The organism is Streptomyces sp. NPDC001514 (genome assembly GCF_053597075.1).
The window spans coordinates 23,421-47,617 of the sequence record NZ_JBSFHO010000005.1; the positions used below are offsets into that span (position 1 = coordinate 23,421).

The 24,197-nt window shown below is 72.2% G+C and carries 17 protein-coding genes, 1 tRNA gene and 3 pseudogenes; 10 read left to right on the forward strand and 11 right to left on the reverse strand.

What is annotated here, in order from left to right; genetic code table 11:
* Positions 1–50 precede the first annotated feature (50 nt).
* Positions 51–1,058: a DUF2278 family protein gene (locus ACWCXB_RS07815; protein ID WP_450720159.1), complete on the forward strand. Its 1,008-nt coding sequence runs from the start codon at positions 51–53 to the stop codon at positions 1,056–1,058.
* Positions 1,059–1,585: 527 nt separating this feature from the next.
* On the opposite strand, the gene ACWCXB_RS07820 is transcribed toward ACWCXB_RS07815, so the two are convergent.
* The 4 genes from ACWCXB_RS07820 to ACWCXB_RS07835 form a co-directional block, all read right to left on the reverse strand.
* On the reverse strand, positions 1,586–2,986 hold the full coding sequence (locus ACWCXB_RS07820; protein ID WP_450720161.1) for a hypothetical protein: 1,401 nt from the start codon (positions 2,984–2,986) through the stop codon (positions 1,586–1,588).
* Positions 2,987–2,993: 7 nt separating this feature from the next.
* Positions 2,994–3,539, reverse strand: a complete 546-nt coding sequence (locus ACWCXB_RS07825; protein ID WP_450720163.1) for a hypothetical protein — start codon at positions 3,537–3,539, stop codon at positions 2,994–2,996.
* On the reverse strand, positions 3,524–7,609 hold the full coding sequence (locus ACWCXB_RS07830) for a CHAT domain-containing protein (protein ID WP_450720165.1): 4,086 nt from the start codon (positions 7,607–7,609) through the stop codon (positions 3,524–3,526). The genes ACWCXB_RS07825 and ACWCXB_RS07830 overlap by 16 nt, the downstream gene beginning before the upstream one ends.
* A 149-nt stretch (positions 7,610–7,758) precedes the next feature.
* Positions 7,759–7,968 (reverse strand): hypothetical protein, encoded by a 210-nt coding sequence (locus ACWCXB_RS07835; protein WP_450720167.1) that lies wholly within the window; start codon positions 7,966–7,968, stop codon positions 7,759–7,761.
* Positions 7,969–8,127: 159 nt separating this feature from the next.
* On the opposite strand from ACWCXB_RS07835, the pseudogene ACWCXB_RS07840 reads away from it, so the two are divergent.
* Positions 8,128–8,912, forward strand: a pseudogene (locus tag ACWCXB_RS07840) (tyrosine-type recombinase/integrase); the annotation flags it as partial.
* 97 nt (positions 8,913–9,009) lie between these two features.
* On the opposite strand, the gene ACWCXB_RS07845 reads toward ACWCXB_RS07840, so the two are convergent.
* Positions 9,010–9,083 (reverse strand) — tRNA-Pro (locus tag ACWCXB_RS07845).
* Positions 9,084–9,302: 219 nt separating this feature from the next.
* Here ACWCXB_RS07845 and ACWCXB_RS07850 point away from each other — a divergent pair.
* On the forward strand, positions 9,303–9,791 hold the full coding sequence (locus ACWCXB_RS07850) for a DUF309 domain-containing protein (RefSeq protein WP_450720169.1): 489 nt from the start codon (positions 9,303–9,305) through the stop codon (positions 9,789–9,791).
* On the opposite strand, the gene ACWCXB_RS07855 is transcribed toward ACWCXB_RS07850, so the two are convergent.
* The 4 genes and pseudogenes from ACWCXB_RS07855 to ACWCXB_RS07870 all read right to left on the reverse strand — a co-directional run.
* Positions 9,781–10,209 (reverse strand): LutC/YkgG family protein, encoded by a 429-nt coding sequence (locus ACWCXB_RS07855; protein WP_450720558.1) that lies wholly within the window; start codon positions 10,207–10,209, stop codon positions 9,781–9,783. The two genes, ACWCXB_RS07850 and ACWCXB_RS07855, sit on opposite strands and share 11 nt — an antisense overlap.
* Positions 10,210–10,581: 372 nt before the next feature.
* Positions 10,582–11,997, reverse strand: a pseudogene (locus ACWCXB_RS07860) (lactate utilization protein B); the annotation flags it as partial.
* Positions 11,994–12,722: a (Fe-S)-binding protein gene (locus ACWCXB_RS07865; protein ID WP_450720171.1), complete on the reverse strand. Its 729-nt coding sequence runs from the start codon at positions 12,720–12,722 to the stop codon at positions 11,994–11,996. The gene ACWCXB_RS07865 and the pseudogene ACWCXB_RS07860, both read right to left, overlap by 4 nt.
* Positions 12,723–12,746: 24 nt before the next feature.
* A pseudogene (locus ACWCXB_RS07870) lies at positions 12,747–12,928 on the reverse strand (hypothetical protein); the annotation flags it as partial.
* Positions 12,929–13,135: 207 nt separating this feature from the next.
* Between ACWCXB_RS07870 and ACWCXB_RS07875 the strand changes: the two are divergent.
* The 3 genes from ACWCXB_RS07875 (at position 13,136) to ACWCXB_RS07885 (ending at position 15,513) form a co-directional block, all read left to right on the forward strand.
* On the forward strand, positions 13,136–13,567 hold the full coding sequence (locus tag ACWCXB_RS07875; RefSeq protein WP_450720173.1) for an SRPBCC domain-containing protein: 432 nt from the start codon (positions 13,136–13,138) through the stop codon (positions 13,565–13,567).
* A 133-nt stretch (positions 13,568–13,700) separates the two neighbouring features.
* On the forward strand, positions 13,701–14,105 hold the full coding sequence (locus ACWCXB_RS07880) for a YciI family protein (protein ID WP_450720175.1): 405 nt from the start codon (positions 13,701–13,703) through the stop codon (positions 14,103–14,105).
* A 145-nt stretch (positions 14,106–14,250) separates the two neighbouring features.
* On the forward strand, positions 14,251–15,513 hold the full coding sequence (locus tag ACWCXB_RS07885; RefSeq protein WP_450720560.1) for an RNA polymerase sigma factor: 1,263 nt from the start codon (positions 14,251–14,253) through the stop codon (positions 15,511–15,513).
* Here ACWCXB_RS07885 and ACWCXB_RS07890 read toward each other — a convergent pair.
* On the reverse strand, positions 15,494–16,750 hold the full coding sequence (locus tag ACWCXB_RS07890; RefSeq protein WP_450720177.1) for an MFS transporter: 1,257 nt from the start codon (positions 16,748–16,750) through the stop codon (positions 15,494–15,496). The two genes, ACWCXB_RS07885 and ACWCXB_RS07890, sit on opposite strands and share 20 nt — an antisense overlap.
* Positions 16,751–16,810: 60 nt before the next feature.
* On the opposite strand from ACWCXB_RS07890, the gene ACWCXB_RS07895 reads away from it, so the two are divergent.
* Positions 16,811–17,785 carry a winged helix-turn-helix domain-containing protein gene (locus tag ACWCXB_RS07895; RefSeq protein ID WP_450720179.1) on the forward strand — a complete coding sequence of 325 codons (975 nt, stop codon included), beginning with the start codon at positions 16,811–16,813 and terminating at the stop codon, positions 17,783–17,785.
* 91 nt (positions 17,786–17,876) lie between these two features.
* Here the strand turns inward: ACWCXB_RS07895 and ACWCXB_RS07900 are convergent, their stop codons facing one another.
* The gene (locus ACWCXB_RS07900) at positions 17,877–18,296 is read right to left on the reverse strand and encodes a DoxX family protein (RefSeq protein ID WP_450720181.1); all 420 of its coding nucleotides are present in this window, start codon (positions 18,294–18,296) and stop codon (positions 17,877–17,879) included.
* 540 nt (positions 18,297–18,836) lie between these two features.
* Here ACWCXB_RS07900 and ACWCXB_RS07905 point away from each other — a divergent pair.
* The 3 genes from ACWCXB_RS07905 (at position 18,837) to ACWCXB_RS07915 (ending at position 24,176) form a co-directional block, all read left to right on the forward strand.
* Entirely contained in the window at positions 18,837–20,531 is a 1,695-nt protein-coding gene (locus ACWCXB_RS07905; RefSeq protein WP_450720562.1) for a S8 family peptidase, read from the forward strand.
* Positions 20,532–20,762: 231 nt separating this feature from the next.
* Positions 20,763–23,762 carry an AAA family ATPase gene (locus tag ACWCXB_RS07910; protein WP_450720183.1) on the forward strand — a complete coding sequence of 1,000 codons (3,000 nt, stop codon included), beginning with the start codon at positions 20,763–20,765 and terminating at the stop codon, positions 23,760–23,762.
* A gap of 177 nt (positions 23,763–23,939) precedes the next feature.
* A complete protein-coding gene (locus ACWCXB_RS07915; RefSeq protein WP_450720185.1) occupies positions 23,940–24,176 on the forward strand; it encodes a hypothetical protein in 237 nt (78 codons plus the stop codon).
* Positions 24,177–24,197: the final 21 nt, after the last annotated feature.

Here is a 24,197-nt window from a genome sequence, read left to right on the forward strand (position 1 = left end):
GCCGCCTCGCGGACCCGACCCCGCCCCTCGACCACAGGAGGCTGTCCGCCATGCCGCTCAAGTCCTACGGAGTCCTCGTCGCCCGCGCCCGTGACACCCGCCGCGAGGGCGCCGCCGACAGCCCGCACTTCCAGATCCATCTCGCCGACGACGCGGGCACCTCCTACCGCGCCTCCATCAATGTGCTCTCCCAGGAGACGCCCTCCGAGCTGCTGTACGTCGTCCAGGACGACTTCCGCCACCCGGTCACCGAACGCCTGACCGGCCTGACCTCCGGCTGGAACACGCTGCCGCCCGGCCCCGGCGGCCCGGGCCTCGACTTCGTGCGCGGCAACCTCTTCGACCCCGCCACCATGCGCCCGCTGCCCCCGGACGCCGAAGGCCCCGACAACGACCTGGCCGACCTGCTCGACCACTACACGCGCCGGGCGATCGCCGATACGGGAGCTCGGCTGTACGTCTTCGGGGAGCGCTGGGGCCCCGAACCGGGCGTGCCGGACAAGGTGTTCGGCTTCCGCCCCGGCAACGGTGTGCACGACATCCACATGAACCAGGGCAACAGCCCCCGCTTCCGCGAGGACGACGGCGTATGGCAGGACGGCGCCCTGCTCCTGCACTTCCCAGGGCAGGACCGCTGGGTGGGGATCTTCCTCGCCTTCCAGAGCCAGTCCTGGCACACCGACGACGTCACCGGCCACGCCCTGGACACCAACGGCTCCCGCCCCCAACCGGGCAGCGAGCCGGTGCGCATCGTGGCGGCCCTGGTCAACCCGAGCGGCCCGGCCCCCGAGGCGGAACACGTCACCCTCCTCAACGCCTCCCCCGACCCCATCGACCTCACCGGCTGGCACCTCAAGGACCGCCTCGGCCACACCTGCCCGCTCCCGGCCATCCGTCTGGCCGCCGCGGCGACCCTGACGGCACCGCTCACGCCGCAGGTGCAACTGGGCAACCGCGGGGGCGCACTTACGCTCCTGAACGCGGCCGGCCTGAAGGTGCACGGAGTGTCGTACACGGAGCAGCAGGCGCGGCGGGAGGGCTGGAGCGTGGTGTTCTGACCTTGACTTCGAGGTTCGTCAGGACGAGCAGGGCGCGCAACAGCGCCCCGTGGCCTGTCGGGCGCGAAGGCGGAGCTTGGTGAGGATGCGCCAGTTCTTCGGGTGCGCGAAGGCGTGTTGGCAGGCCGCGCGGACGGACGCGATCAGCTGCAGCGTCCCGGGCGGGCCGCGGAGATCCACAGCAGCGGCCCTTGCCGTCGGTGAGCGCGAGGAAGAGCAGTCCTTGGGCTCCCAACCTCCGTTTCCAGGACTGTCGCGTCGCCGACCTCGAAGCCCGCCTCGCCGACCTCGGGCCGGCCACGTGATCCTGCTGCCTCGCTGAACAGGGACTTTCGGGGAACGATGACTATCTTCACCCCGCCTCAAGCTCACGCAACATGACCCCCTACGGCGAGATCCATCCCAACCTCAAAAAGCGCCTCGCACTGAGCACCAGCACCCACCTCCGCCATCCTCGAACAAACCCTGACGGCGACGCCTTGGGTGGTCCCTGTTTCCGCAGGACGACGCGGCCCCGTTGCCGGGGCTCAAGGGTCAGGTGGCGGGTCGTCACGGTAGCGGAAGGCCGCCGAGACAGGCTGGTCGCCCCGGTAGAGGAACCGGCAGAGGTCCAGCCAGAGTGCGCGTTCGGCCGCGAGGTCGGCGGGGGATTCAAGGCCGAATTCCTGCAACACCCGGCGACGGTGCAGGTCGAATGCCGACTTGAGCTGGTCGGAGAAGGCCAGCGCGGCCTCCCGGGCGCCCGCGTGGACGATCGCGGTGAGCCCCGCGAGGCCCGCCAGGAGCGTGACCGCTACGGCCGTGCGCAGCAGGGAGGCGGCCAAGCCGGTCGGGGGGCCGGTCAGGGCTGCGAGGAGGGCCGGGATGGCCAGGACGACCACGCTGGCAGCCGCGGCCGGACGGGGGCGGACCAGTCGGGGCAGGGCAGCGACGGTGAGCAGCGCCGCGACGAGCACTGCCCAGGCCAGAGCGCTTCCGTCGAGGCGGGCGTTCGCTGCGGCAAGGAGTGCGATCGGGGCGCCGACGGCCGGCAGGTAGACGGTCAGAGTGAGCATCAGGTCGAGGGCGGCCTTGGCGTCCTTGAGCAAGGCGGCGAAGGCGTCCGGCAGCAGCGGCTGGAGGCGGGACCAGACGACGACCGGGTCCAGCCCGTAGCGCAGACGCGGATGCTGCTCGGCGGCCAGCAGGATGTTGCCGATCCGAGTGGGGGCCACCTCGACGGGGTCTGCGGGGTAGAGCACGAACAACCGCTGCTGGACCGACGCCCTTCGGGAGCGGACGTCCTGGAGGCGGCGCTCGGTGAGTTCTGTGGCGGAGGCCACGAGCCGCGCGAAGCGCGGGTCGTCCAGCACAGGGTCGCCGCTGTCGGCCAGGTCGGCCAGCCGGGTGCTCAGGCCGGGCAGGACGTCGGCCGCGGCGTCCGCCGGGAGAGCGGCAGCGTCGGACCAGGCGGTCTCGGCAGTGGGTAGTTCGGCGGCCGGGTCGCCAGGGAAGGGGCGGACCGGGCCACCCGGGCGGGGCAGAGTTTCGACGGCGGTCAGCAGGGCCGTCTCGATCCTTTCGAGGCGCTCGTCCTCGGTGACGTCGCGGGTCCGTTCGGTGCGGAGCCGGGCGGTGCGGCGGCTGGCCAGCGCCGCGGCGGGGGCGGACTCGCCCCAGCGGCCCTGGAAGAGCTGGTCCAGCAGGGAGCGCAGGTTGGCCAGGGCGAACGACCACAGCGCGACCGCGAAAAGGAAGCCCGCGATCGCGACGACCTGGACGGTGCCGGGAAGGCCGCCCCAGGCACGTGCGGCGGCGCTCGCGTCCTGGGATGCCAGGACGGCAGCCAGGACGAGCGAGCCGGCGGCAACCAGGGTCGGCAGAAAGGTCGACAGCAGGGCGCGCCGGTCGAAGTACCCGGTGATCTCTTTCAGGACGGTGGCGAACACCGGACCGTCAGCCTCCTTCGAGCTCCATCGGGCCATGGGACCAGACCAACGCGCACACCGGCGGGCCGGCCGCGGTAGATCGGGGCAGGCGGCGGGAGGGCGGGGCGCAGCGACGGCAGATGTAACGCCGGGAGGGGACGTCGGGGGCGTTTCCGAGGCGGGTGGAGCCGTCGTCGAGCAGCTCCAAGGGCAGTGCCGCTGCGGTGTCGGCCCTTGTCAGGACGCCGACTGGGGCGCCGTCGCGCTCGACGAGGGCGCCTGGCACCTCCGGCAGGAGGCCGAACAAGTCGGCGAGGTCCAGCAGCACGGTCTCCTCGATGCGGTCGTCGTCCAATTCGACGGTCACCAGTGGAGGAAGGTGGGTGAGGAGGTCGCTGGGTGGCATGGCGGCCAGCGGTTCCAGGACGTCCCGGGGGACGATCGAGATGACCGTGTCGTCGAGCGTCACGGCGACGAGGAAGGGGCCAGGGCCGGACGGGAGGCCGTCGGCCGGCGCGAGGACGGCGCCGTCGGGGAAGGTGCTGATCCGTACGGCGATCATCCGGTCCGCCAATCTCCGACGAGCATGAAGGCCGCCCAATGGTATGGGTCGGCGAAGGGACGGCGCCCGTAGTCGACGGTTTCCGGGGCCTCCGCCTTCAGCCGCAGTAGCCGTAGCCTGCGCTGGATCAGGTCAGTGGGGGTATCGGAGGCGGTGAGGAGCGTCTCGTAGCCGTCGATCGCGGCGGGGAGGTCTCCGGCGCGGGCGCGTAGCCGGGACGTCTCCAGCAGTGCCGCGGTGCGGTCGGCAGCGGCTTCAGCCTCGGCGTCGATCCTGCCGATGGCATCGGCGCACGTCAGGTCCCTGATCGTCAGCTGAGCTGCGGCGAGCGCCCGGGCAGGGTCGGTGCCCTCGCCACGCCAGCGCCGGTAGAACTCCGACATGAGCAGGGCCGTGGACAGGTCGTCGACGGGCCAGAGGCTGACGACGAGCGCGGCGGCGCCCGCGTGAAGGAACGCCCGGACCAGCCCCATCAGCTCGTCGCCGGGGCGGTTGTCGGCGAGGCCGCTCTCGCAGGCGCTGAGCACGACGAGCCCGGCGTTCAGCCGGAGGTCGTAGACATCCTCGACGGTGAGCCGCCCGGAGCCCAGCAGAATGCCGGACTGCTCGGGGTGGTCTTTGTCGAAGGCGGCGTGGCAGGCGATGTGGACGACGTCGTAGGTGTCGGTCAGGAGATCCCGGGTGGCAGCGCCGCCGAGGTGAGGGCGGGCGCCGAGCAGCCGTGCGACGGCCGTCGCCTCGACCCTGGCGTTGGGCAGGTCGTCGCGGGAGTCGCCGAGGACGACGGCGGTGAAGGGGCGTGGCGGCGGGTGGGGGCGGCGGGCACGGCAGTGCGCGAGCACCGAGGCGCTCGGCAGGTAGCAGACGGGGTTGCGGTCGATCAGTGAGGTGTGCAGGGGTTGGTGGTGGAGCGGGCCGGAGGGCACGAGGCAGATCAGGTCGTCCGGGCGGCTGTTCTCGCGCAGCTGGACAAGGCTCTCGTCCGGGGTCTCGGCCGGGTGCCAGGCGGTGCCGTCAGGGGTGACCAGAAGCAGACCGGAGGCAGTGAACTCGGCGAGCAGGACGCCGGGCGCCAGCAGCGCGCGGATCTCGGCGGCCGTGCTGACCCGCCCGGCCAATGACTCGCGGGCGCCGAGCGCGGCCTGGAGCAGTCGCTGCTCCAGCCGGCGAAGCGCCGGGCCCTCATGGGAGATCTCCTCGGCGATCCGCTCGCCGGGGACGGGGAGGTCGGCGCCCAGGTCGGTGCCGAGCTCGCGGAGCCGCTCGACGGTCGCTGCGGCCGTGTCGGCGCCGGGATCGGCGGCCAGGTCCAGCAGGAGGCGGCGCCGCTCGCGGGCGGCGACGACAGGGGCTTCCAGTTCGGCGGCCTCTGGTCCGCGCGGGATCGGGCCGAGCGCGAGTCCGTCGACGAAGGCCCTGGCTCTGGCGCGTTCGGCGAGTTCAAGGGCGGTGTCCAGGCGGCCCGCGGCGACCGCGACGGACACGGCGTCGGCGAGCAGCGGCAGGTTGCGGGTATGCCAGCTGATCCGGTCGTCATCGGCGCGGAACCCGCCCCGTACCCGGTCCCCCAGGTCGAGGGCGGCGAGCAGGTCGGCGAGGGCCTCTTCGGGGCGACCGAGTGCGTCGAGGACCCAGCCGCGCTCCTGGTGCCAGCCGGCCCTGGCCTGCGGTTGGGCGTCGGCCGGTGGCGGGTGGTCGTCCAACGTGCGCAGCGCGGCGCGGGCGTCGCCGCCTGCCCGCAGGGCGTCGGCGAGGTTGGCCGCCGTGACCATGCGGTGGCCGGCGTCGAGCTCCAGCTCGTCGAGGATTCTGCGCTCGACACGTACCGCGCCACTCAGGTCGCCCTGGAGCCGGAGGACCGTGGCCTCCAGGTGGGCGGCGTCGAGGTCGTTCGCCGTGTTCCCCAGTGTGGCGAGGGCGTCGTCGCAGCGTCGTGTGTCGCGCAGCAGCCGTGCGGTGAGCAGGCGCCTGCTGCGGATGAGGTGCTCGGGCGGGTCTTCCCACGGGGGCCGCTCCGCCAGCAGCGCGAGCGCGCCGGACACGTCGCCGAGCCGGGCCTGGATATCGGCTCCGATCAGGTCGATGTACTTCTGCAGGTAGCCGTGCGCGGTCATCATCACTTCAACGTGGTCGAGATCGAAGACCATGTGGGTGCGGCCCCGGTGGTGGGCCCGCGCCACTACCGCCTGGGTCTCCTCGGTGTTCAGGCTGGGCAGGTACTCGGCGTTCGGGAACTGTCCCAGCGAGGCGACAACGGCTTCGGCGGCCGCCAGATGGTCCATCGCGGCCTGTACCTCAGAGCGGCGCAGCAGGACGTCGGCGTGCCGCAGGTCGAGTTGGGCGGCGAGCTGCGGCAGGCCCAGTGCTGCCGCCTCCGCCCGGGCGAGCCCGAGCTGTTCGTCGCTCTCGGCGAGGGCCTGGGCGGGGTTCAGGACGTGCTCGAAGACGATGAGCCGCTGGACGACGGTCTTCAGCCCGGGCAGGGCGGCGAGGATCCGGTCGTACGGCTCGGCCTCCTTGCCGAGAAGGATGAGCAGGGCGTCGCGGAGGTCGGGGATCGCCAGAGCGAGCTGCAGCAGCCAGCGCAGGGCGCTCAGGGGGCGGCGCTCACCGGGCGGGGCGGCCTCGGCGGAGTCGACCAGGTCCTCGAGGGCCGCGGTGACGCTCGCGCCGCTCAGCGGCTCGGTCCAGCCGGGCTCGTTGTGGGTGACCTGGGCCATGCCACGCAGCAGCAGCCCGTACCAGTCGCCCGGTTTCAGGCTCAGCAGCACGTCCAAGTGGACGAGAGCGGCCTGCGGGCGCCAGCGGACGATGAGGACATCGGCCAGGAGCCGCCGGACACCCGGTGCGTCGGGGTGGCGGACGGCCAACAGGTTCAGCAGGCCGGGCATCGCATCGTAGGACTCGAGGTCGTAAGGCTCCAGGCGCATCCTGTCCAGCACCTCCAGCGCCCGGTCCACCTCGTCCAGCACGATCAGGCAACGGGCCAGCGCAAGCCGCAGTGGCGCCTCCTCGACACCCGCGGCGATTCGGGTGGTCAGCCGGTCGCGGATCGCGGCGGGGCCGTCGCCCGGCCAGGCCGTCAGCGCGTCTCGGAGCCGCTCGAAGCGGCGCAGCCGCGGGTCGGCGAGGGCCTCGTGCAGGCAGAGCACGGCGTCGTCCTCGCGGCCCAGCCCCTCCAGCACGGCGATCCGGAGACCCACCGCTCTTTCGACCAGGTCCTCGGTCGGGAGGGTGTCGACGTAGGGCAGGTCGGCACCAGGATCCGCGGCCAGCACAGCGGCTTCGGCCGCGGCGAGGTCGACGCAGACGTTGAGGTCCGGCAGAGCGGCGGCGGGACGGTCGGCGTCAGTGAGGAGCTGCGCCCGCGTAAGCCGGTAGCGCGGCTGGTCGGGATCGTGCCGCACGGCCACCCCGATCGCCTCGACCGCCTCAGCCTTGCGGTCCAGGTGCGACAGGACCACCGCCCTGCCCTCGTGGGAACTCGTTCGATCGGGGTGGGCGGCGATGAACCGGTCGAAGAACTCCAGCGACCGCTCCAGTCGGCCCAGCCGGTGGGCGCCGTAGGAGGCGGCGAACAGGGCGAAGGGCTGGTCTGGCTTCAGGGCGAGTGCCAGATCGGCCAGTTCGGCCGCGTGCTCGTACTCGCCCGCGTGATAGGCCTCGCGCGCGGTCTGGCCGAGCCAGGTACCCCACTCCTCGGCCGCCTCTTCCAAGCCCTCCTCGCCCGACCACAGCGTGAGCAGCTCCCGTCCACGGGTGACGGCCGTGGCGAAGTCACCCACAATGCCGTCGACCAGAGCAAGCTTGGCCAGGGCGAACATCTCGCCCTCGGGGCGGCCGGCCGTGCCCGCCCGGACGCGCAGCCAGATCAGGAGCCGCCGGAGACCATCCAGATCGCCGAGCTCGCTGATGACGTCGTCGAGGACCTCACCGAGCCGGACGAACGCCGTGTACCGCGCGTCGTTCCAGCCGCCGACCGCTGTGTCCACCCGGGTCAGTCCGCGCCACAGCAGATCCTCTGCCTCGTCCAGCCGACCCAGCTCGGCGAGCCGCTGGGCTCGTTCCGCCCATCGGTCCACCCAACCGAACGACCACCCCCTGTGCCCCGGTAGCCGTATCAGGGCCCACCCTTTCCCGTTACCGCCGTTGAGGACACGGCCGACGGCGAACCCCACTGCAAAAGCGAGTACGGCTGCGGCACCAGCCCGCGCTGCCCAAGGCACCGGTCTCATGCCTGCACTCCGGGCGGATCGGTGAGCTCCTGGCGAGCGTCCATGTCAAGGCGGAGCCGACCAAGGGGGGTTGATATGCGATAGAACAGCGGCGACAGCCGACGCCGGTCCTCGGCGGCCAGGAGTCGGGGCAAGGGCTCGAACAGAACTTGCTGCAGCAGGACGGCGCTGATGTGGACCAGCCCGACATTGATCTGTGCCTCCACGGAAGCACCCTTCCCCCCGTACCCCGCGCTCTTCCCCATGAGGAGGGGACGTGCGAGGACCGACCCCGCCGATACGTACAAATCATTCCAGGAAACGCCCCTTCCGTGCAGTACATTCGGCGCAGTGAGCCCGGCAGCATTCCGGACGGCCAAGCACAGCTCAAGAACACCATCGCCGTCCTGGTCCGCGTCAGCAGGCGCTCCGCGACGGCATCATCAAAGTCAACCCGGCCCGTGTCACCGGCCGGCAGAGGCTGTACAACCAAGCGGAGGACGAGCTCCTCGACCCGCGCGCCCTGGCCCTGCCGGAATGGGAAGTGCTCCTCGAGCTGGCCGAAGCCCTTGTTGCCGCCTCGTACGACAACTACAGGGGCTGGGGCGACGTCGTTCTCTTCGCCGCGAGCACCGCAGCCCGCATCGGCGAGGTGTCCGGCTGCCGAGTCGGGGACATCGATACCACCAACTGGATCTGGACGGTCCGGCGTCAGACGACGCCCGCACCTGGCGGCCTGGTCGACAAGGGCACCAAGGGCAAACGCGCCCGCCAAGTCCCCATCATTGAGGAGATCCGCCCCCTCGTCGCAGCGCGTCCTCGCCGCCGGCCCGATCCCGACGCCCGGATGTTCACCGGACCGCGCGGCGGCCGCATCACCACGGCGGTCCTCCGGGACGCGACCCACTGGGACGAGGTGGTCACCAAGCTCGGGTACGAGCATCTACGTCGGCACGACCTCCGGCACACGGGCCTGACCTGGTTCGCCGACGCGGGGGTCCAGGTGCACGTCCTGCGCAAGATCGCGGGGCACGGCTCGCTCACGACCACGCAGCGCTATCTGCCCTCGGACATGCACAAGATCACAGCCGCCGGAGCCGCACTCTCGGCCCACCTGAGCGTGCTCCGGGCACCTCGGTCGCTACCGGCACAAATCGTCGCCGTCCACTGACGCGGTCAGCGCGGGTTGGTCCCCAAGTGTCCCCAAAACGATCAAGGGGCCGTTTCAGATTGCTCTGAAACGGCCCCTGACCTGCGACTTCGAAAAGTCGGGACGACAGGATTTGAACCTGCGACCCCTTGACCCCCAGTCAAGTGCGCTACCAAGCTGCGCCACGTCCCGATGCGCGGACCGTCGGGGCTGGGCCCCGCCGTGCGCGCAGGAAAACATTACCTCACTCCACGACCAGGATGAACGCGCGGCCCTGCTCGGCGCGGGCCGTCAGGGCGCGTCGCACGGAGGCGGCCTGACCCGGTGTCATCCCGGGCAGGCACGCGACCGGTTCGAGCGGGCGGCGGGCGCCGGTCTGACAGGCCTGGTCGGGCGAGTGACAATCGGGGGGTGAACAGGACGCCGAGAGACCGCGACGCCGACGGCAGGGCACGCAGCGCGCGCCCGCGCGACGGACTGGGGCGCCCGCTCCCGTACGGGGAGAAGGGCGTGCAGCGTCAGCCCGAGGGCGTGGTCCGCAACCCGGACGAGACGCTTCTGGAGGCCCAGCGGCTGCTGGACGCAGGCATGCCGTTCCATGCGCACGAGGTGCTGGAGGACGCCTGGAAGTCCGGCCCGGAGGCGGAGCGCGGGCTGTGGCGTGGCCTTGCGCAGCTCGCGGTGGGGCTGACGCACGCCGCCCGCGGCAACGCCACGGGCGGCGCGGCGTTGCTGGCGCGCGGCGCGGAGGCCATCGCGCCGTACGCCACGGCGATGCCCTACGGAATCGACGTGGACGGGCTCACCCGTTGGGCGGGGGCGCTCTCCGATGAGCTGGTGCGGGAGGGGGCCGCGGTCCCGGCGGCGGGCCGGGCACCGCGGCTGCGCGTCAGCCGGTGACGAGCACGACCTCCAGCGTCCGGGGGCCGTGCACGCCCTCGACCCGGTCGAGCTCGATGTCGCTGGTCGCGGACGGCCCGGAGATCCAGGTCAGCGGACGGGTGGGATCCAGCCGGGGCAGTGCCTGCGGCACCGAGGCGACGATCTGCTCCGGGGCCCGTACGACGCAGATGTGGTGGTCCGGGACGAGGGTGATCCGGCGTCTGCCCTGGTCGGGGCCGCCGTCCAGGACGATCGTCCCGGTCTCGGCGATGGCGATCGCGCAGCCCGTGACCACGCTGTCGACGACGTCGAGCTCGCGCGGGGTGGAGGCGGCACGGTCGTGGATCCGGGTGGCGTCCACCGAGGCCAGCCATTCCGGCGGAAGGCCGGCAGGGACGAGCACCGACCTGCTCCCACGCTCCGCCAACAGGCGCATGAGCAGCAGCGGCAGGCCGCCGGCGTCCGTGCGGTGAACGACCGCCCGGTAGTCGACGAGGTTCTCGTGGAGCAGATCGAGCACCACGTCCGGGTCGTCGGGCGTGTGGGACCGCAGGTAGTCCCGGCTCGCGTCGGGCACCGCCGGCGCGTCGGCGACAGCGGCCCGGATCGCGCCGAGGATCCGCGCCCTGGAGCCGGCGGCCGTCTCGCCGCCGCCGGCAAGGGCGCCACTCCGTCCCGTCCCGGGCCTCGCCGCACCCGGAGCCTCCGCCGGAGCCGCCTGTCGCGCGGCAGCGGGCGGCGGGGCGGGTGCGCCGGCCTCTGATGCCCCGCCAGGAGCCGCGGGCGTTCCCCCGGTGGCCGGACGGTGTGATCGGTGCTTCTTCCACCAGTCGCGGAAGGGCTCCGCCGGCAGTTCGGGCAGGTCACGGGTGGCCGTCCAGGCACGGGCACCCGGCGGGTTCGAGGGGTGGACCCGGCGGGTCTTCGAAGCGAGGCGCTCGGCCGTCGCGAAGGCCGCCGGGTGGTCGAGGACCCAGCCGGTCGGCCTGATCGCCGCCTTTTCCAGGCGGTGGCCCCTGCCGCCCTGGTCGGCGACGCGTTCGCGGAGGTGGACCAGGACCTCGGGGATGTCGATGGCGACCGGGCACACCTCGTAGCAGGCACCGCACAGCGACGAGGCGTACGGCAGGGAGGCGTCGATGTCGCTCGACGTGCCGCGCAGCTGCGGCGTGAGGATCGCGCCGATCGGGCCGGGGTAGACGGATCCGTACGCGTGACCGCCGGCCCGTTCGTACACCGGGCACACGTTCAGGCAGGCCGAGCAGCGGATGCAGCGCAGCGCCTGGCGGCCGACCTCGTCGGCGAGGGCGCGGGTGCGGCCGTTGTCGAGGAGGACCAGGTGGAAGGCGCGCGGTCCGTCCTCGTCGGCGACGCCCGTCCAGGTGCTCGTGTACGGGTTCATCCGCTCGGCCGTCGAGGAGCGGGGCAGGGTCTGCAGGAAGACCTCCAGGTCACGCCAGGTGGGCACGACCTTCTCGATCCCGACGACGGAGATCAGCGTCTCGGGGAGGGTCAGGCACATCCGCCCGTTGCCCTCCGACTCGAAGACGGCGAGGGTGCCGGTCTCGGCGACCATGAAGTTGGCCCCGGAGACGGCGACCTTCGCGCGCAGGAACTTCTCGCGGAGGTGGAGCCTGGCCGCCTCTGCCAGATCGCCGGGCGTGTCGCTGAGGCCGTCCGGTGCGGGGCGGCCCCAGTCGGCCATCCGGTCGCGGAAGATGTCGCGGATCTCGCCGCGGTTGCGGTGGATCGCGGGAACGAGGATGTGCGACGGCCGGTCCTCGCCCAGCTGCACGATCAGTTCGGCGAGGTCGGTCTCGTACGCCGCGATGCCCTCGGCCTCCAGGGCTTCGTTGAGGCCGATCTCCTGGGTGGCCATGGACTTGACCTTGACGACCTCCCGCTCGCCGGTGGCCTTCACCAGGTCCGCGACGATGCGGTTGGCCTCGTCCGCGTCGGCGGCCCAGTGCACGGTGCCGCCCGCCGCCGTGACTCGTTCCTCCAACTGCTCGAGAAGGCGGTCGAGATGACGGAGCGTGAAGTCCTTGATCTCCCGCCCTGCGGCGCGCAGCTCTGCCCAGTCGGCGAGTTCGGCGACCGCTCCGGCTCGCTTGTCGCGGATCGTGTGGGTCGCGTGGCGCAGATTGGCGCGCAATGTCGCGTTGTGCACTGCTGCGTGTGCCGCTTCCGGGAAGGACGGCATGCCGACGAAGGTTCCGCTCATGCCCGTGCCTCTTCTTCCGTTTCCCGCGTTGCGGCGAGGATCTCGGCGATGTGGAGTGCTCGTAGTGGTGCGTCCTGGCGGCGGAGGATGCCGCCGAGGTGCATCAGGCACGAGTTGTCGGCACCGCACAGCACCGCGGCCCCGGTCGACGCGGCATGGCGCACCTTGTCCTCGCCCATCGCGGTGGACACGTCCGCGTTCTTGACGGCGAAGGTGCCGCCGAAACCGCAGCACTCGTCGGCGCCCGGCAGCTCGAGGAGCTCTAGCCCCTTGACGGCCTCCAGCAGCCGCCGCGGCCGCTCCCCCAGGCCGAGCAGCCGCAGCCCGTGGCATGACGGGTGATAGGTGACCTTGTACGGGAAGTACGCGCCGACGTCGGTGACGCCAAGGACGTCGACGAGGAACTCGGTGAGTTCGTACGTACGCGACGCGAGCGACACAGCCGAGGCGCCGCCGAGCCGCGGATAGTGGTGGCGGACCATCGCGGCGCACGAGCCGGAGGGGGTGACGACGTACTCGTATCCCTCGAAGACGCGTGCCGTACGCCGCACCAGCGGTTCGGTCTCGCGCCGGTAGCCGGTGTTGAACTGGGGCTGTCCACAGCAGGTCTGCCCGGCCGGGAAGTCGACATCGACGCCCAGCCGTTCCAGGAGCCGAACGGTGGCCACACCCGTGGACGGGTAGAGAGCGTCGTTGACGCAGGTGACGAAGAGGGCGACGCGCATGGGCGGAGGATATTCCGCACCGGATCACCAGACCAGGTGCAGCGCCTGGGGCGAGCGATGAATCAGGGTGGGACGCATCCTGACCTGGTGGTCGTCCGCGAGCCGCAGCTGAGGGAACCGGACGGCCTGGTGGTGGTGCGCCGGAAGCCCTGGACCGCGGTGTCGTAACGGGCGGCTTCCTCGACCGCCGCGCAGATCAGTCCGGGCCTGGGCAGGTCCGGCCATGGTGCCCGAGGCGCCGCGCCGGGGGAAGGCCGCACCGGCGGGACGAAGCCCCGGGAAGGCGGCCCTCGCGCGAACGCAGCCCCTGGTCGCGTGATCGCTTCGGCATGTCCCGCTCGGGGAGAAGAACCGGCCCGCGTCCCCGTGGCACGCTGGAACGCCGATGATCCCGGGCCGCCGCTGGAGTCTCGATGACGAGCCTTGTCTTTGACCTGTACGTTCGCGCCACGCCTCAGGAGGTCTGGCACGCGCTGACCGATCCTGCGATGGTCCCGCGCTGGCGCTTCGGGATGACCTTCCGGACCGACTGGCAGGCGGGCTCCACGCTCACGACCCGGTCGCCGGACGGCGAGGGCAGTGTGCAGCAGGCGGTGCCCGGGCAGCACCTGTCCTACGACTGGCGCCAGACCGGCGGGCCGGACCTGAACGGAGGCCGCCCGTCCGTCGTGTCCTTCGATCTCGAACCGATGGGCGCGGTCACGCATCTGAACGTGGTGCACGGTGGGCTGGACCCCGAGGGCGAGTTCCTCAGGATCGTGAAACCGGGCTGGCCGATGCTGCTGTCCAGTCTGAAGAGCCTGATCGAGACGGGCGAGCCCCTGAACTTCCCGAGGGGAGACTGACCGGAAGCGTCCGGATCCCCCATCCGGAAAAAATCCTGCCGAGAATGTCCGCAAGCATGTCGAGAAGGCGGCGCGTGCTTCTACCTACCCGTGAGAGCGCCACGAGGGCGCCCGACAGGACAAGGAGCGGACCATGAAGTACATGCTGCTGATGCAGTTCAGCGAGGCGACCGTCGACTTCCCGCGGATCGACACCTGGACGCCGGAGGAGGTCCAGGCGCACATCGCATTCATGCACGATGCCAACAAGAAGATCGCCGAGGCCGGTGAGCGCGTCGACGCCCAGGGCCTGGCCATGCCGGAGGCCGCCAAGATCGTACGGGCAGGGGCCGAGGGGGGCGCGCCGGTGGTGACCGAGGGTCCGTTCCCGGAGACCAAGGAGTTCCTGGCCGGCTACTGGATCGTGGACTGCGAGACTCCGGAACGGGCGGTCGAGCTGGCCGCGTTCGTCTCGGCGGCGCCCGGGCCCGGCGGGGCTCCGCTGAACATGCCGATCGAGGTGCGCCAGGTGATGGCCGCACCGGCCGAGGAGCTGTGAGCGACGCCGACCGGAGTCGCTGAGGCCATCGGAAACCACCGGAGCTGTCCGAGCCATCGGAGCCATGGGAACCACCGGAGCCACGGGAGTTGCGGGAACCACCGGAGCCATGGGAGCCACCGGAGCCATGGGAGCCACCGGAGCCATGGGAGCCACGGGAGCCGACCGAACCGTCGAGGACCTGCTGCGCGAGCTGGCGCCGCAGGTCGTCGGCGTGCTCACCCGGCGCTTCGGGGACTTCGACACCGCTGAGGACGCCGTACAGGAGGCGCTGCTGGCGGCTGCCGTGCAGTGGCCGCAGGAGGGACTGCCGCGCAATCCGCGCGGCTGGCTGATCCAGGTCGCGAGCCGGCGGATGACCGAGCAGGTGCGCAGCGAGCAGGCCAGGCGCCGCCGGGAGGACCTCGCCGCGCGGCGGGAGCCGGCGGACCGGCTGACCGCTCCCCCGGCGGACAGCGACGAGGGGTCCGATCAGGACGACACCCTCACGCTGCTGTTCATGTGCTGTCACCCCGCACTCACGCCGTCGGCGGCTATCGCCCTCACGCTGCGGTCGGTGGGCGGACTCACAACGACCGAGATCGCGCGTGCGTTCATGGTGCCGGACGCCACGATGGCGCAGAGGATCAGCCGTGCCAAGCAGCGCATCAAGTCGTCCGGGGTGCCCTTCCGGATGCCGGAGGGGGACGATCGGCAGCGTCGTCTGGACGCGGTCCTGCATGTCCTCTACCTCATCTTCAACGAAGGGTACGCGGCCGGCGCCGGCCGGGAGTTGCAGCGTGTCGAGCTGTCCGTGGAGGCGATTCGGCTGGCCAGAGCGCTGCACCGGTTGCTCCCCGAGGACAGCGAGGTCGCCGGGCTGCTGGCGCTGATGCTGCTCAACCACGCCAGGAGCGCGGCCCGCACCGGGCCGGGCGGCGAGCTGGTCCCGCTCGCCGAGCAGGACCGGAGTCTGTGGGACGCCGAGGCCATCGCCGAGGGCGTCGCGCTGATCACCCGAGCCCTGCCCAGGGGCCGGCTCGGCCCCTATCAGGTACAAGCCGCCGTCGCCGCCGTGCACGACGAGGCGAGGACGGTCGAGGAGACCGACTGGCCGCAGATCCTGGCGCTGTACGGGGTGCTGGAGCAGCTCTCCGACAATCCGTTCTACTCCCTGAACCGTGCGGTGGCGGCAGCCATGGTCCACGGCCCCGAGGCGGGCCTGCGCCTCCTGGATGCCATGGAGACCGACGCGCGGCTGACGGGCCATCACCGGCTCCATGTGGTGCGGGCACACCTTCTCGAGATGGCCGGGGAGCGCGAGGCTGCCGTCGAGAACTACCGCGCCGCCGCGAGCCGTACGCCGAGCCTGCCGGAGCGGCACTATCTGACGATACGGGCCGCCCGGCTCAGCGGACCGGGGAGCTGACGGAGCCGTCGGCCGGGCGGTCGGGTCCGCCGGCTCGGTCGAATCCGCCGGGCCGGTCGAATCGGTCGGGCCGGCCGGGTCGGTCCGTGCGCAGCCCCGGCGCCAGGGCCAGCGTGACCGCGATGGACGCCGCGGCCATCACCGTCATTGCCGTCGCGGGTGAGGTGTACTGTGCCACGGCACCCGCGACCGCGGCGCCTACACCCTGCATGGCGAGCATGCCGGAGGTGTGCAGTCCGAGAGCATGGCCGCTCAGCTCCCCCGGAGTCAGTGCCATCAGGCGTTCCTGGAGCAGCAGACTTGCCGCGTACCCGACCGAGGCGAGCACGACGACCGCCATCACGAGCGGCAGCGCGGGTCGCAGGGCGAAGAGCAGATACGGGACGGCGAGCAGCAGACGCAGCGGCGCGCCGAGCCGCTCCCGCCACCGCCGGGGTACGAAGCGTCCGACCAGTGTGTCGCCGATGAGCATGCCGAGCGCGGCCGCCGCGAAGAGCAGCCCGGCGTGTGTGGGCGCGTACGGGACGAAGAGGGCTTCGCAGCCGACGATCAGCCCGTTGGGCACCCAGAGGGCGAGGTAGACACAGCGGCGCGGCGAGGACGACCACAGCAGCGCGTTGTTCCGCCAGGTCTCGGCGATCGACGGCCGCCCGGCGGCCCGTGGCGCCCGCTCCCCGAGACCGAACCGGGCGACGGCCGCGGCGGCGACGTACAGAGCCGCGCCCGTGAGGAGCGTGCCGCGCGGCGAGAGCACGGTGACGAGCACACCGCCTGCCGCGTATCCGCAGATCTGCATGGCGCCGACGGACATGTTGAGGACGGACCGGCCGAGCAGATAGCCGTCCGTGGTGAGGATCTCGTTGAGCAGACCGCCCCGCACTCCGCCGCCGACGGCCGCGATCGTCCCGAGGCCGATGAGGATCACGAAGACGGCCCACACGGGCAGCCCTGGGACGGCCGTCGCCGCGGTGCCGAGTCCGAGGACCAGCGCCAGCGCGGTGAGTGCGGCGCGCGGTGGCAGCCGGTCGGCCGCGGACAGGAGTGTCGTCGCGCCGATCACCTGGGCGAGCGAGGGGCCGAACATGGACAGGGCCGAGAGCAGGGGCGAGTCGGTCGCCGCGTACACGAGCGTCCCCATGGCCAGACCGCTCACCGTGGAAGCCGCGATCTGTGTGGTGGTGTTCAGGAAGAGCGGGATGAACTCCGGTACCCGGAAGAGTTCTCGGTAGGTGCGCATGCCGCAGAGTCTCGGAGCCCTGGGCGCACGGGCGTTACTGTTTCGCGGGGAGGCGAAACAATGGGGTGGTGGCGGATCAGTGCGGACACGCTGGCGGGCAGCCGCTTCGTCCTCTCACCGCTGGCCGAGACCACGGCGAGCCTGATCGCTCTGGAACGGGGCGCTGCCGCGCATCCCGGCCGGCGGACCTGGCTCGAGGCCCATCTGCCCGCGTACCACGAGCGGTTGGCGGGCGATCCGGTCACCGCGCTGCTCGTGCGCGCCGCTCTGGGGCCCCGCTGGATCGCCGACTTCCTCACGCCAGCGCCGACGGGCGACGGTGAGCCGGCCTTCGAGGAGGAGCTGGCGCGGATACGCGACGCGCCCGCCGCGGCCGTCCGGGCGGACCTGGAGGTGTCGCTGGGCGGCCCCCTCCCCGGCCTGCTGCACCACCGCTCCGATCTCGCCCGGCGCGCGGCGGGCCTGGTCGAGTGGGTGTGGATGGAGGCGGTGCTGCCGTACTGGCCGCGACGACGGCGGATCATCGAGGCCGATGTCGTCGCGCGGACGGGGCAGTTGAGCCAGGGCGGCTGGGCCGCCGCGCTGGCGGGCATGCGTCCGGGCATGCACTGGCTCGGCGAGGGCCGCCTGCAGATCAACACGCAGGACAACCCGCCGCGTGAGATCTCCGGGGCGGATCTGCTGTTCGTCCCGGTCACCCCGCGCACCGGCTGGGTCGCATGGGACCAGCCGCACCGGTACGCCGTGGTGTACCCGTGCTCGGGCGAGCTGGCCGAGCCGGAGCGGACGCCGGTGCCCAAGTCGCTGGGGCGGCTGCTGGGGCCCGCCCGGGCGGGAGTCCTCGTGCTCCTCGGCACGCCGAAGAGCACGACGCAGCTGGTGGCCCTGACCGGCCAAGGCCTGGGGTCGGTGGGGCGCCATCTCAAGGTCCTGTACGAGGCCGGGCTGATCCGGCGGCGGCGCGCGGGGCGGTCGGTGCTGTACTACCGGACCGCCGCCGGCGAGGTCCTCGTACAGGCCGGAACGAACCCTTGAACGTGACGAACTCCTGAACCGGACGAACTCCTGACCCGGACGGACCTGTGAGCCGGACGGAGCCCTGAGCGGGACGGAGCCCTGACCCGGGTCAGCTGATGTGGAAGAGCGGTCCGGTGAGGGTCAGGCCCAGGTCGTGGCCGACGTACGAGAAGAACGCGAGCAGCATGAGCGCGGCACCGCCCAGCGACAGATCCTTCAGGAACAAGATCTGCTCCATCTGACGCGACTGGGGCTCGCTCTCCTTCCAGAAGCCGTGCATGAGGACGGCGGTCGGGATGCAGAAGACGGCCAGCAGCAGAGAGCCCAGATCCGCCCAGATGCCGAGCAGCACGCTCAGTCCTCCGGCCAGCAGCACCAGACCGCTGAGGACGGTCGCCGGGACAGGGGCGGGGATGCCCTTGGCGGCGGCGTAGTCACCCATGGCCTTGCGCTGGACGAGGTGCTGCACACCCGAAGGAAGGAATACCAGTACGAAGAGAATGCGCCCAATCAGCACCAGGACATCCATCGTGGCCTCCCGGAATCGGAGCGATCGACTCGACTTCATTTTCCCACTCCGCGCGGCCTTGCCCTTGGTTACGGAGTCCGGGACGGGACGCGTGATGTGAGCGAGGCCGGGGCGCGGGCCCCCTCGGGGCCCCTTTCGCGGCGACAAGGGTTTTCCCCGTATCGGGTTCATCTCGCCGTTCCCTACTGTCTGCCGCACCGGCGATTCCCGGCCTCTGGCACGTAGCTGTCAGGTGCATGTAAACACTGGGTTTCGTCCGGTGACGGCTCTTGACCAGGGGCCGTCGCGCAGGCGGCGGCGCGCGGGCGACCCGGCCCGGGGAACCGTGGATCGCACCCCCACACCGCACCACGGTTCCCGCGCCGCCCGTCCGCGCTCCGCAGCGTCTTGAAAGGGAACACCTTGAACGGTTCCGGACGGAGACTCATATCCGTCGTGGCCGCGACGGCCACGATCATGAGTGTCGCCGCCACCTCCGCCGTGGCGCTCGCCGCCGCCCCGGCGGACCTCTCGCCGAAGCCCGCTCCGGCTTCGCAGTCGATGACCACACCGCCGGCCGCGCCGGTCGAGAAGGTCATCGTGACCTACAAGTCCAAGGCCGCCGAGGCCAGTTCCAACGCGGCCGCGAAGAGCGACGCCGCGGCCAAGGGCGCCGAGACCGGTGAGAGCCTGTCCTTCGAGCGCCGGCTCGCCGGCGGGGCCGCCCTGGTCGACCTCGGTGGCGAGGCGTCCAAGAAGGACCTGACCGAGGTCATGGACGCCTTCCGCGCCGACTCCTCGGTGGCGTCCGTGGAGCCGGACATCCGTGCCTACGCGATGGCGGTCACGCCGAACGACACCGAGTACGCCAAGCAGTGGGACCTCTTCGAGGCCACCGGCGGCATGAACGTCCCGGGCGCCTGGGACAAGACCACCGGCAGCGGTGTCACCGTGGCCGTCATCGACACCGGCTACGCCGCCCACTCGGACCTGGCCGCCAACGTCATCTCCGGCTACGACTTCATCTCGACGTCCGCCGACGCCCGTGACGGCAACGGCCGCGACGCGGACGCCAAGGACGAGGGCGACTGGAACGCCACCGACGGGGAGTGCGGTACCGGTTCCAAGGCGAGCAACTCGTCCTGGCACGGTACGCACGTCGCGGGCACCATCGCGGCGACGACCCACAACAGCAAGGGCGTCGCGGGCATCGCGTACAACGCGAAGATCCAGCCGGTGCGCGTGCTCGGCAAGTGCGGCGGCTCGTCGTCGGACATCGCCGACGCGATCACCTGGGCGTCGGGCGGCAGCGTCCCGGGCGTCCCGGCGAACCCGACCCCGGCGAAGGTCATCAACCTGAGCCTCGGCGGCGCCAGCTCCACCTGCCCGAGCGTCTACCAGAACGCCATCAACGGCGCGGTCTCCCGCGGTACGACGGTCGTCGTCGCGGCGGGCAACAGCAACGCCAACGCGTCGGGCTTCACCCCCGCCAACTGCGCCAACATCATCAACGTGGCGTCGACCAGTCGCGAGGGCAACCGCTCCTTCTACTCGAACTACGGCAGCATCGTCGACGTCGCCGCGCCCGGCGGTGAGACCCGTCGCGCGACCGACACGCCCGGCACCGTCACCACGCCCGAGAACGGCATCCTCTCCACGCTGAACTCCGGCACCACCACCCAGGCGGCCGAGAACTACAAGCCCTACCAGGGCACTTCGATGGCGGCCCCGCACATCGCCGGTCTCGCCGCGCTCCTGGAGTCGGCCAAGCCGGCGCTGACCCCGGCCGAGATCGAGTCCGCGATCAAGGCCAACGCCCGTCCGCTGCCGGGCACCTGCACCGGTGGCTGCGGCGCCGGTATCGCCGATGCGACGAAGACCGTGAACGCCGTCACCGGCACCACCCCGGGGGGGACGACGTTCACCAACGGGACGAATGTCACGATCGGCGACCTCTCGACGGTTTCGTCCTCGATCGCCGTCACCGGACTCACCGGCAACGCCCCCGCCGCCCTCAAGGTCGACGTGGACATCAAGCACACCTGGCGCGGTGACCTGGTGATCGACCTCATCGCCCCGGACGGCACCGTCCGCAACCTGAAGGCCTCCTCCGGCTCGGACAGCGCCGACAACGTCCTCGCGACGTACACCGTCGACGCGTCCAGCGAGGTCGCCAACGGCACGTGGAAGCTGCAGGTCCGCGACGTGGCCTCGGGTGACACCGGCTACATCGACAGCTGGGGTCTCACTTTCTGAGACGGCCGCACATCGGCATCATCGCTGGTCAGGGGCGCGTCCGCGGGCATATGCCGCGGGCGCGCCCCGCCGCCGCTCCGGTCCAGACCTGTCCGTATGCCGGACAAGGGGCCTGGACTGGGGCGATGTGCTTCGTATCCTCTGCTCGAACGGGCAGGGGGCCCGCGCACGCCGGAAGGTGGTGGTGGGTACGTGACGTCTGAGGACTACCTCCCCCTACGCCCTGCGGGCGTGGGGGGACCCCCAGCGCCGGTCGGCCGGGCCGACCTTCTCGCCCGCCTCGACCGGGTCCTGCACATCCGCGGCCGCGCCCTCCTCGCGGGCCCCGCGGGCGTCGGCAAGACGGAGCTCGCCCTCGCCACCGCGGCCCGCGCCGAGTCCCGCGGCGACACCGTCCTCTGGCTGGCCACGCTCCCCACCGACCGGGCGATACCCGGCGCGGTGGCGGCCGCGCTGGTGGCCGCCGTCCGCTCGTCCGTCACCCGGCCATGGCCGGCAGCGGGCCGGCCGGGCGCCTCCTGCGGTGACGACACGCCGTGCGGACCTGGCGGTTCCGGTGGCACCGGACGGTCCGCCGGCCCGGGCGGATCCGAGGGCCCCGGTCCGGGTCCGGTCGGCGGGACGCCCGCGGCGTACGACGTGCTCGACGGGCTGCCCGGACCCCAGCGCGCCGCCGTCGCCATGCTGTGCCGTGAGGCGCCGATTCCCGAGGGCGGCTGGGACCCCATCGCGCTGCGGCTGGCCCTCGCGCAGATCCTGCGCACGCTCACCGCGCGCGGACCGGTTCTGCTCGTCGTCGACGGCGTCCAGCGCATGGACGCCGACAGCGCCGATCTGCTGCGGTTCGCCCTGCATCTCGCGCCGCCCGCGCTGCGGGTCGTCGCGGTCGAGACCCCGGAGACGTACGGACCCGAGGCGTACGGACCCGACACGGACGCGGCCGGTGGCCCCGAGCCGCTGTGGGTGCCGTCGGAGGCGGATGTCCTCAACGTGACGCCGCTGCATGCCCACGAGATCGCCGAGCTTCTCATCCACCACCGCCTGCCGTCCCGGATGGCCGGCCGTATCCACCGGGCCAGCGGCGGCAATCCGCGCCTCGCGCTCGCCGTCGGCCGCTCCCTCGCCGACGCCCGGACACCCGTCCACCACGCCGAGGCGCTGACCCTGTCGGGCCGCGCCCGCGATCTCGCGCGGCAGTTGCTCGGCGCCACATCGCCCTCGGTGCGCGGCACGCTGCTGTTCGCGGCGCTGGCCCTGCGCCCGACGGCGTCGCTGATCCGCCGCGCGGGCCGGCCCACCGCCGAGGCCGAGCTCGCCGCGGCCGAGCGGGCCGGGCTGATCTCGCTCACCGAGGACGGCACGGTGGCCTTCACGGCCGGCGTCCTGCCGTCGACGCTCGTGCACGACGCCTGCTGGACCGAGCGCAGCGAGGGGCACGCGGCGCTCGCCCGGGTCGTGGACGACCCCGTGGAGGAGGTACGGCACCGGGCGCTGGCCACCGACATCCCCGACGAGCGGCTGGCGGCCGAGGTCGCGGCGGCGGCGGAGACCGCCCGCCGCCGCGGCAACAGCGCGCTGGCCGCCGAACTCGCCCTGCTCGCTGCCGAGTCCACCCCCGTCCGCGACGGTGCGCAGCGGATCGCCCGGCTCGTGGACGCGGCGGAGGAAGCCGCTCGGGCGGCCCGCGCCGACCTGGCGATGCGCGCCGCGACGGATCTCCTCGCCCGTGACGCGTCACCGGCCGACCGGGTGCGGGCGCGGCTCGCGGTGCTGGACACGGCCGGTCAGGGGCTGACGGGCCTGGACGAGATCTATGTGCACGCCATGGAGGACTCGGAGGGCGACACGGCGCTGCGGGCGGCCGTCCAGCTGCGGCTGGCCGTGAAGTACGTACTGGCCGACGGCGATCCGGTGCGTTCCCAGGCGGCCGCCGTCGAGTCGGTGGCGCTCGCCTCATCGGTCGGCGACCGGATGACGACCGCCAGGGCGCTGACCGTCCAGGCACGCATGGAACGGGTTCTGGGCTCGCCGGACGCCGATCGGGTGCTCGCCGAGGCGCGGGCCCTCGAAAAGGTCGAGCGTCCGCTCGGGGTCCGCAACGCGGCCCAGATCCTGACGATCCGCCATGCACTCTTCGACGACCGGCTCACCGACGCGCGAGACCAGCTGGGTGCCCTGCTGCCGCTGGTCGAGCGGCGCGGCCCGGTCGAGGACGCCATCGAGCTGTTCCGTACGCTCGCCGAGGTCGAGGCCCGGCAGGGCCAGTGCGCGGCGGCGCTCTCGCACGCCGGACGGTCGCTCGCGCTGACCCTGGAGGCGGGCCTCTCCCCCGGCCCTGCCTGGTACGCGCTGGCCCTCGCCGAGACCGCGGGCGGCAGCTTCGCGCGCGCCGCCAGCTATGCGCGGCGCAGCGCCCAGGCCTCCGAGGAGGAGGGCGACCATGTCTTCCTCTCCCGCAGCCTGTACGCGCTCGGCCGTGTCCAGCTCGTCACGGGTGATGTGGCGAACGCCCTGGACGTCCTGCGCCGCGTTCAGTCCGGCGAACGCGCCCAGGCGACCGTCGACCCCTCCATGCTCCGCTGGCACGAGGAACTGGCCGAGGCTCTGCTCGCGAACGACGCCCCGGACGAGGCCGTGGCCCTGCTCGCCCACGTCCGTCCGGTCGCGGAGCGCCTCGGCCGTACGACCGTGCTGCTGGGCTGCGACCGGGTGTACGCGCTGTATCTGGCGGCGAGCGGAAAGCCCGACGCGGCCGCCGGGATGCTGACGGACACCGCCGAGGCCTTCGGCGCGGCAGGCCTGCCGCTGGAGCGCGGCCGGGCGCTGGTGGCGCTCGCCCGCGTGGAGCGCCGCCGCCGACGCCGGTCGGCGGCGCAGAACGCGCTGCAGGCCGCGGCCGCGGTGTTCGAACGTGCAGGTGCCGCGCCCTGGCTGGGGCTCGCCAAGGAGACCCCGGCCGGCGCTCCGGAACCCGCCCCGTCGGCCCACGGCAGCGCCCTCTCGGCTCTCACGGAGGCGGAACTGCGCCTGGCACAGCTGGTCGGGCAGGGAGCCAGCAACCAGGAGGCGGCGGCCAAGCTGTATCTGAGCGTGAAGACCGTCGAGGCCCGGCTGACCCGCATCTACCAGAAGCTGGACGTCCGTTCGCGGGCCCAGCTGGCCGCGGCACTGGGCGCCTGGCCAGGGCTGCGTCCGCCGGCCATCCCGGCGGACGGGCCCACGGCCGGCTGAGGCGTGGCCCACCGCCGCGAGCACCGTTCCCGGCCTGCGAGGCCCCACCCCTGGCGGTACGATCACTGTACGTAGTGACGCGGACGGCTCCGCGGCCGGACGGCTCCGCAGCCGCACTGCCGTGCCTACCGTGCGCCCGAGGGAACGACGGCTCCGCAGCGGTTGTCGAGGAGGTGGGTGTTGGTCGGGAACACCATTGACTTCACCGACGAGCGGGCTCCCTGCGGCCGGATCGTCGACGGGCTGCGCTATCAGGAGAACGACGCGGCCGGGCTGGTCCTCGACGACGTGACCTACGCCTGCGGCTGTCGCCGGACACGTCATGAGTTCCATGACGGCAGCGTGCAGGTCAGGACCGTTCGTCATGACGGCACGGTCCTCCAGGACGAGCACAGCGCCGAGCACGAAGGCTGATCCGGTCCGGACACCGGGGTG

Bases quoted from the DNA above. Each gene is read 5' to 3' on its own strand.
- ACWCXB_RS07865 (WP_450720171.1), bottom strand. From the start codon at position 12,722: ATGCGCGTCGCCCTCTTCGTCACCTGCGTCAACGACGCTCTCTACCCG.
- ACWCXB_RS07900 (WP_450720181.1), bottom strand. From the start codon at position 18,296: ATGGATGTCCTGGTGCTGATTGGGCGCATTCTCTTCGTACTGGTATTC.
- ACWCXB_RS07890 (WP_450720177.1), bottom strand. From the start codon at position 16,750: ATGCGCACCTACCGAGAACTCTTCCGGGTACCGGAGTTCATCCCGCTC.
- ACWCXB_RS07815 (WP_450720159.1), top strand. From the start codon at position 51: ATGCCGCTCAAGTCCTACGGAGTCCTCGTCGCCCGCGCCCGTGACACC.
- ACWCXB_RS07905 (WP_450720562.1), top strand. From the start codon at position 18,837: ATGACCACACCGCCGGCCGCGCCGGTCGAGAAGGTCATCGTGACCTAC.
- ACWCXB_RS07875 (WP_450720173.1), top strand. From the start codon at position 13,136: ATGACGAGCCTTGTCTTTGACCTGTACGTTCGCGCCACGCCTCAGGAG.
- ACWCXB_RS07885 (WP_450720560.1), top strand. From the start codon at position 14,251: ATGGGAGCCACGGGAGCCGACCGAACCGTCGAGGACCTGCTGCGCGAG.
- ACWCXB_RS07895 (WP_450720179.1), top strand. From the start codon at position 16,811: ATGGGGTGGTGGCGGATCAGTGCGGACACGCTGGCGGGCAGCCGCTTC.
- ACWCXB_RS07855 (WP_450720558.1), bottom strand. From the start codon at position 10,209: ATGCGCCTGTTGGCGGAGCGTGGGAGCAGGTCGGTGCTCGTCCCTGCC.
- ACWCXB_RS07880 (WP_450720175.1), top strand. From the start codon at position 13,701: ATGAAGTACATGCTGCTGATGCAGTTCAGCGAGGCGACCGTCGACTTC.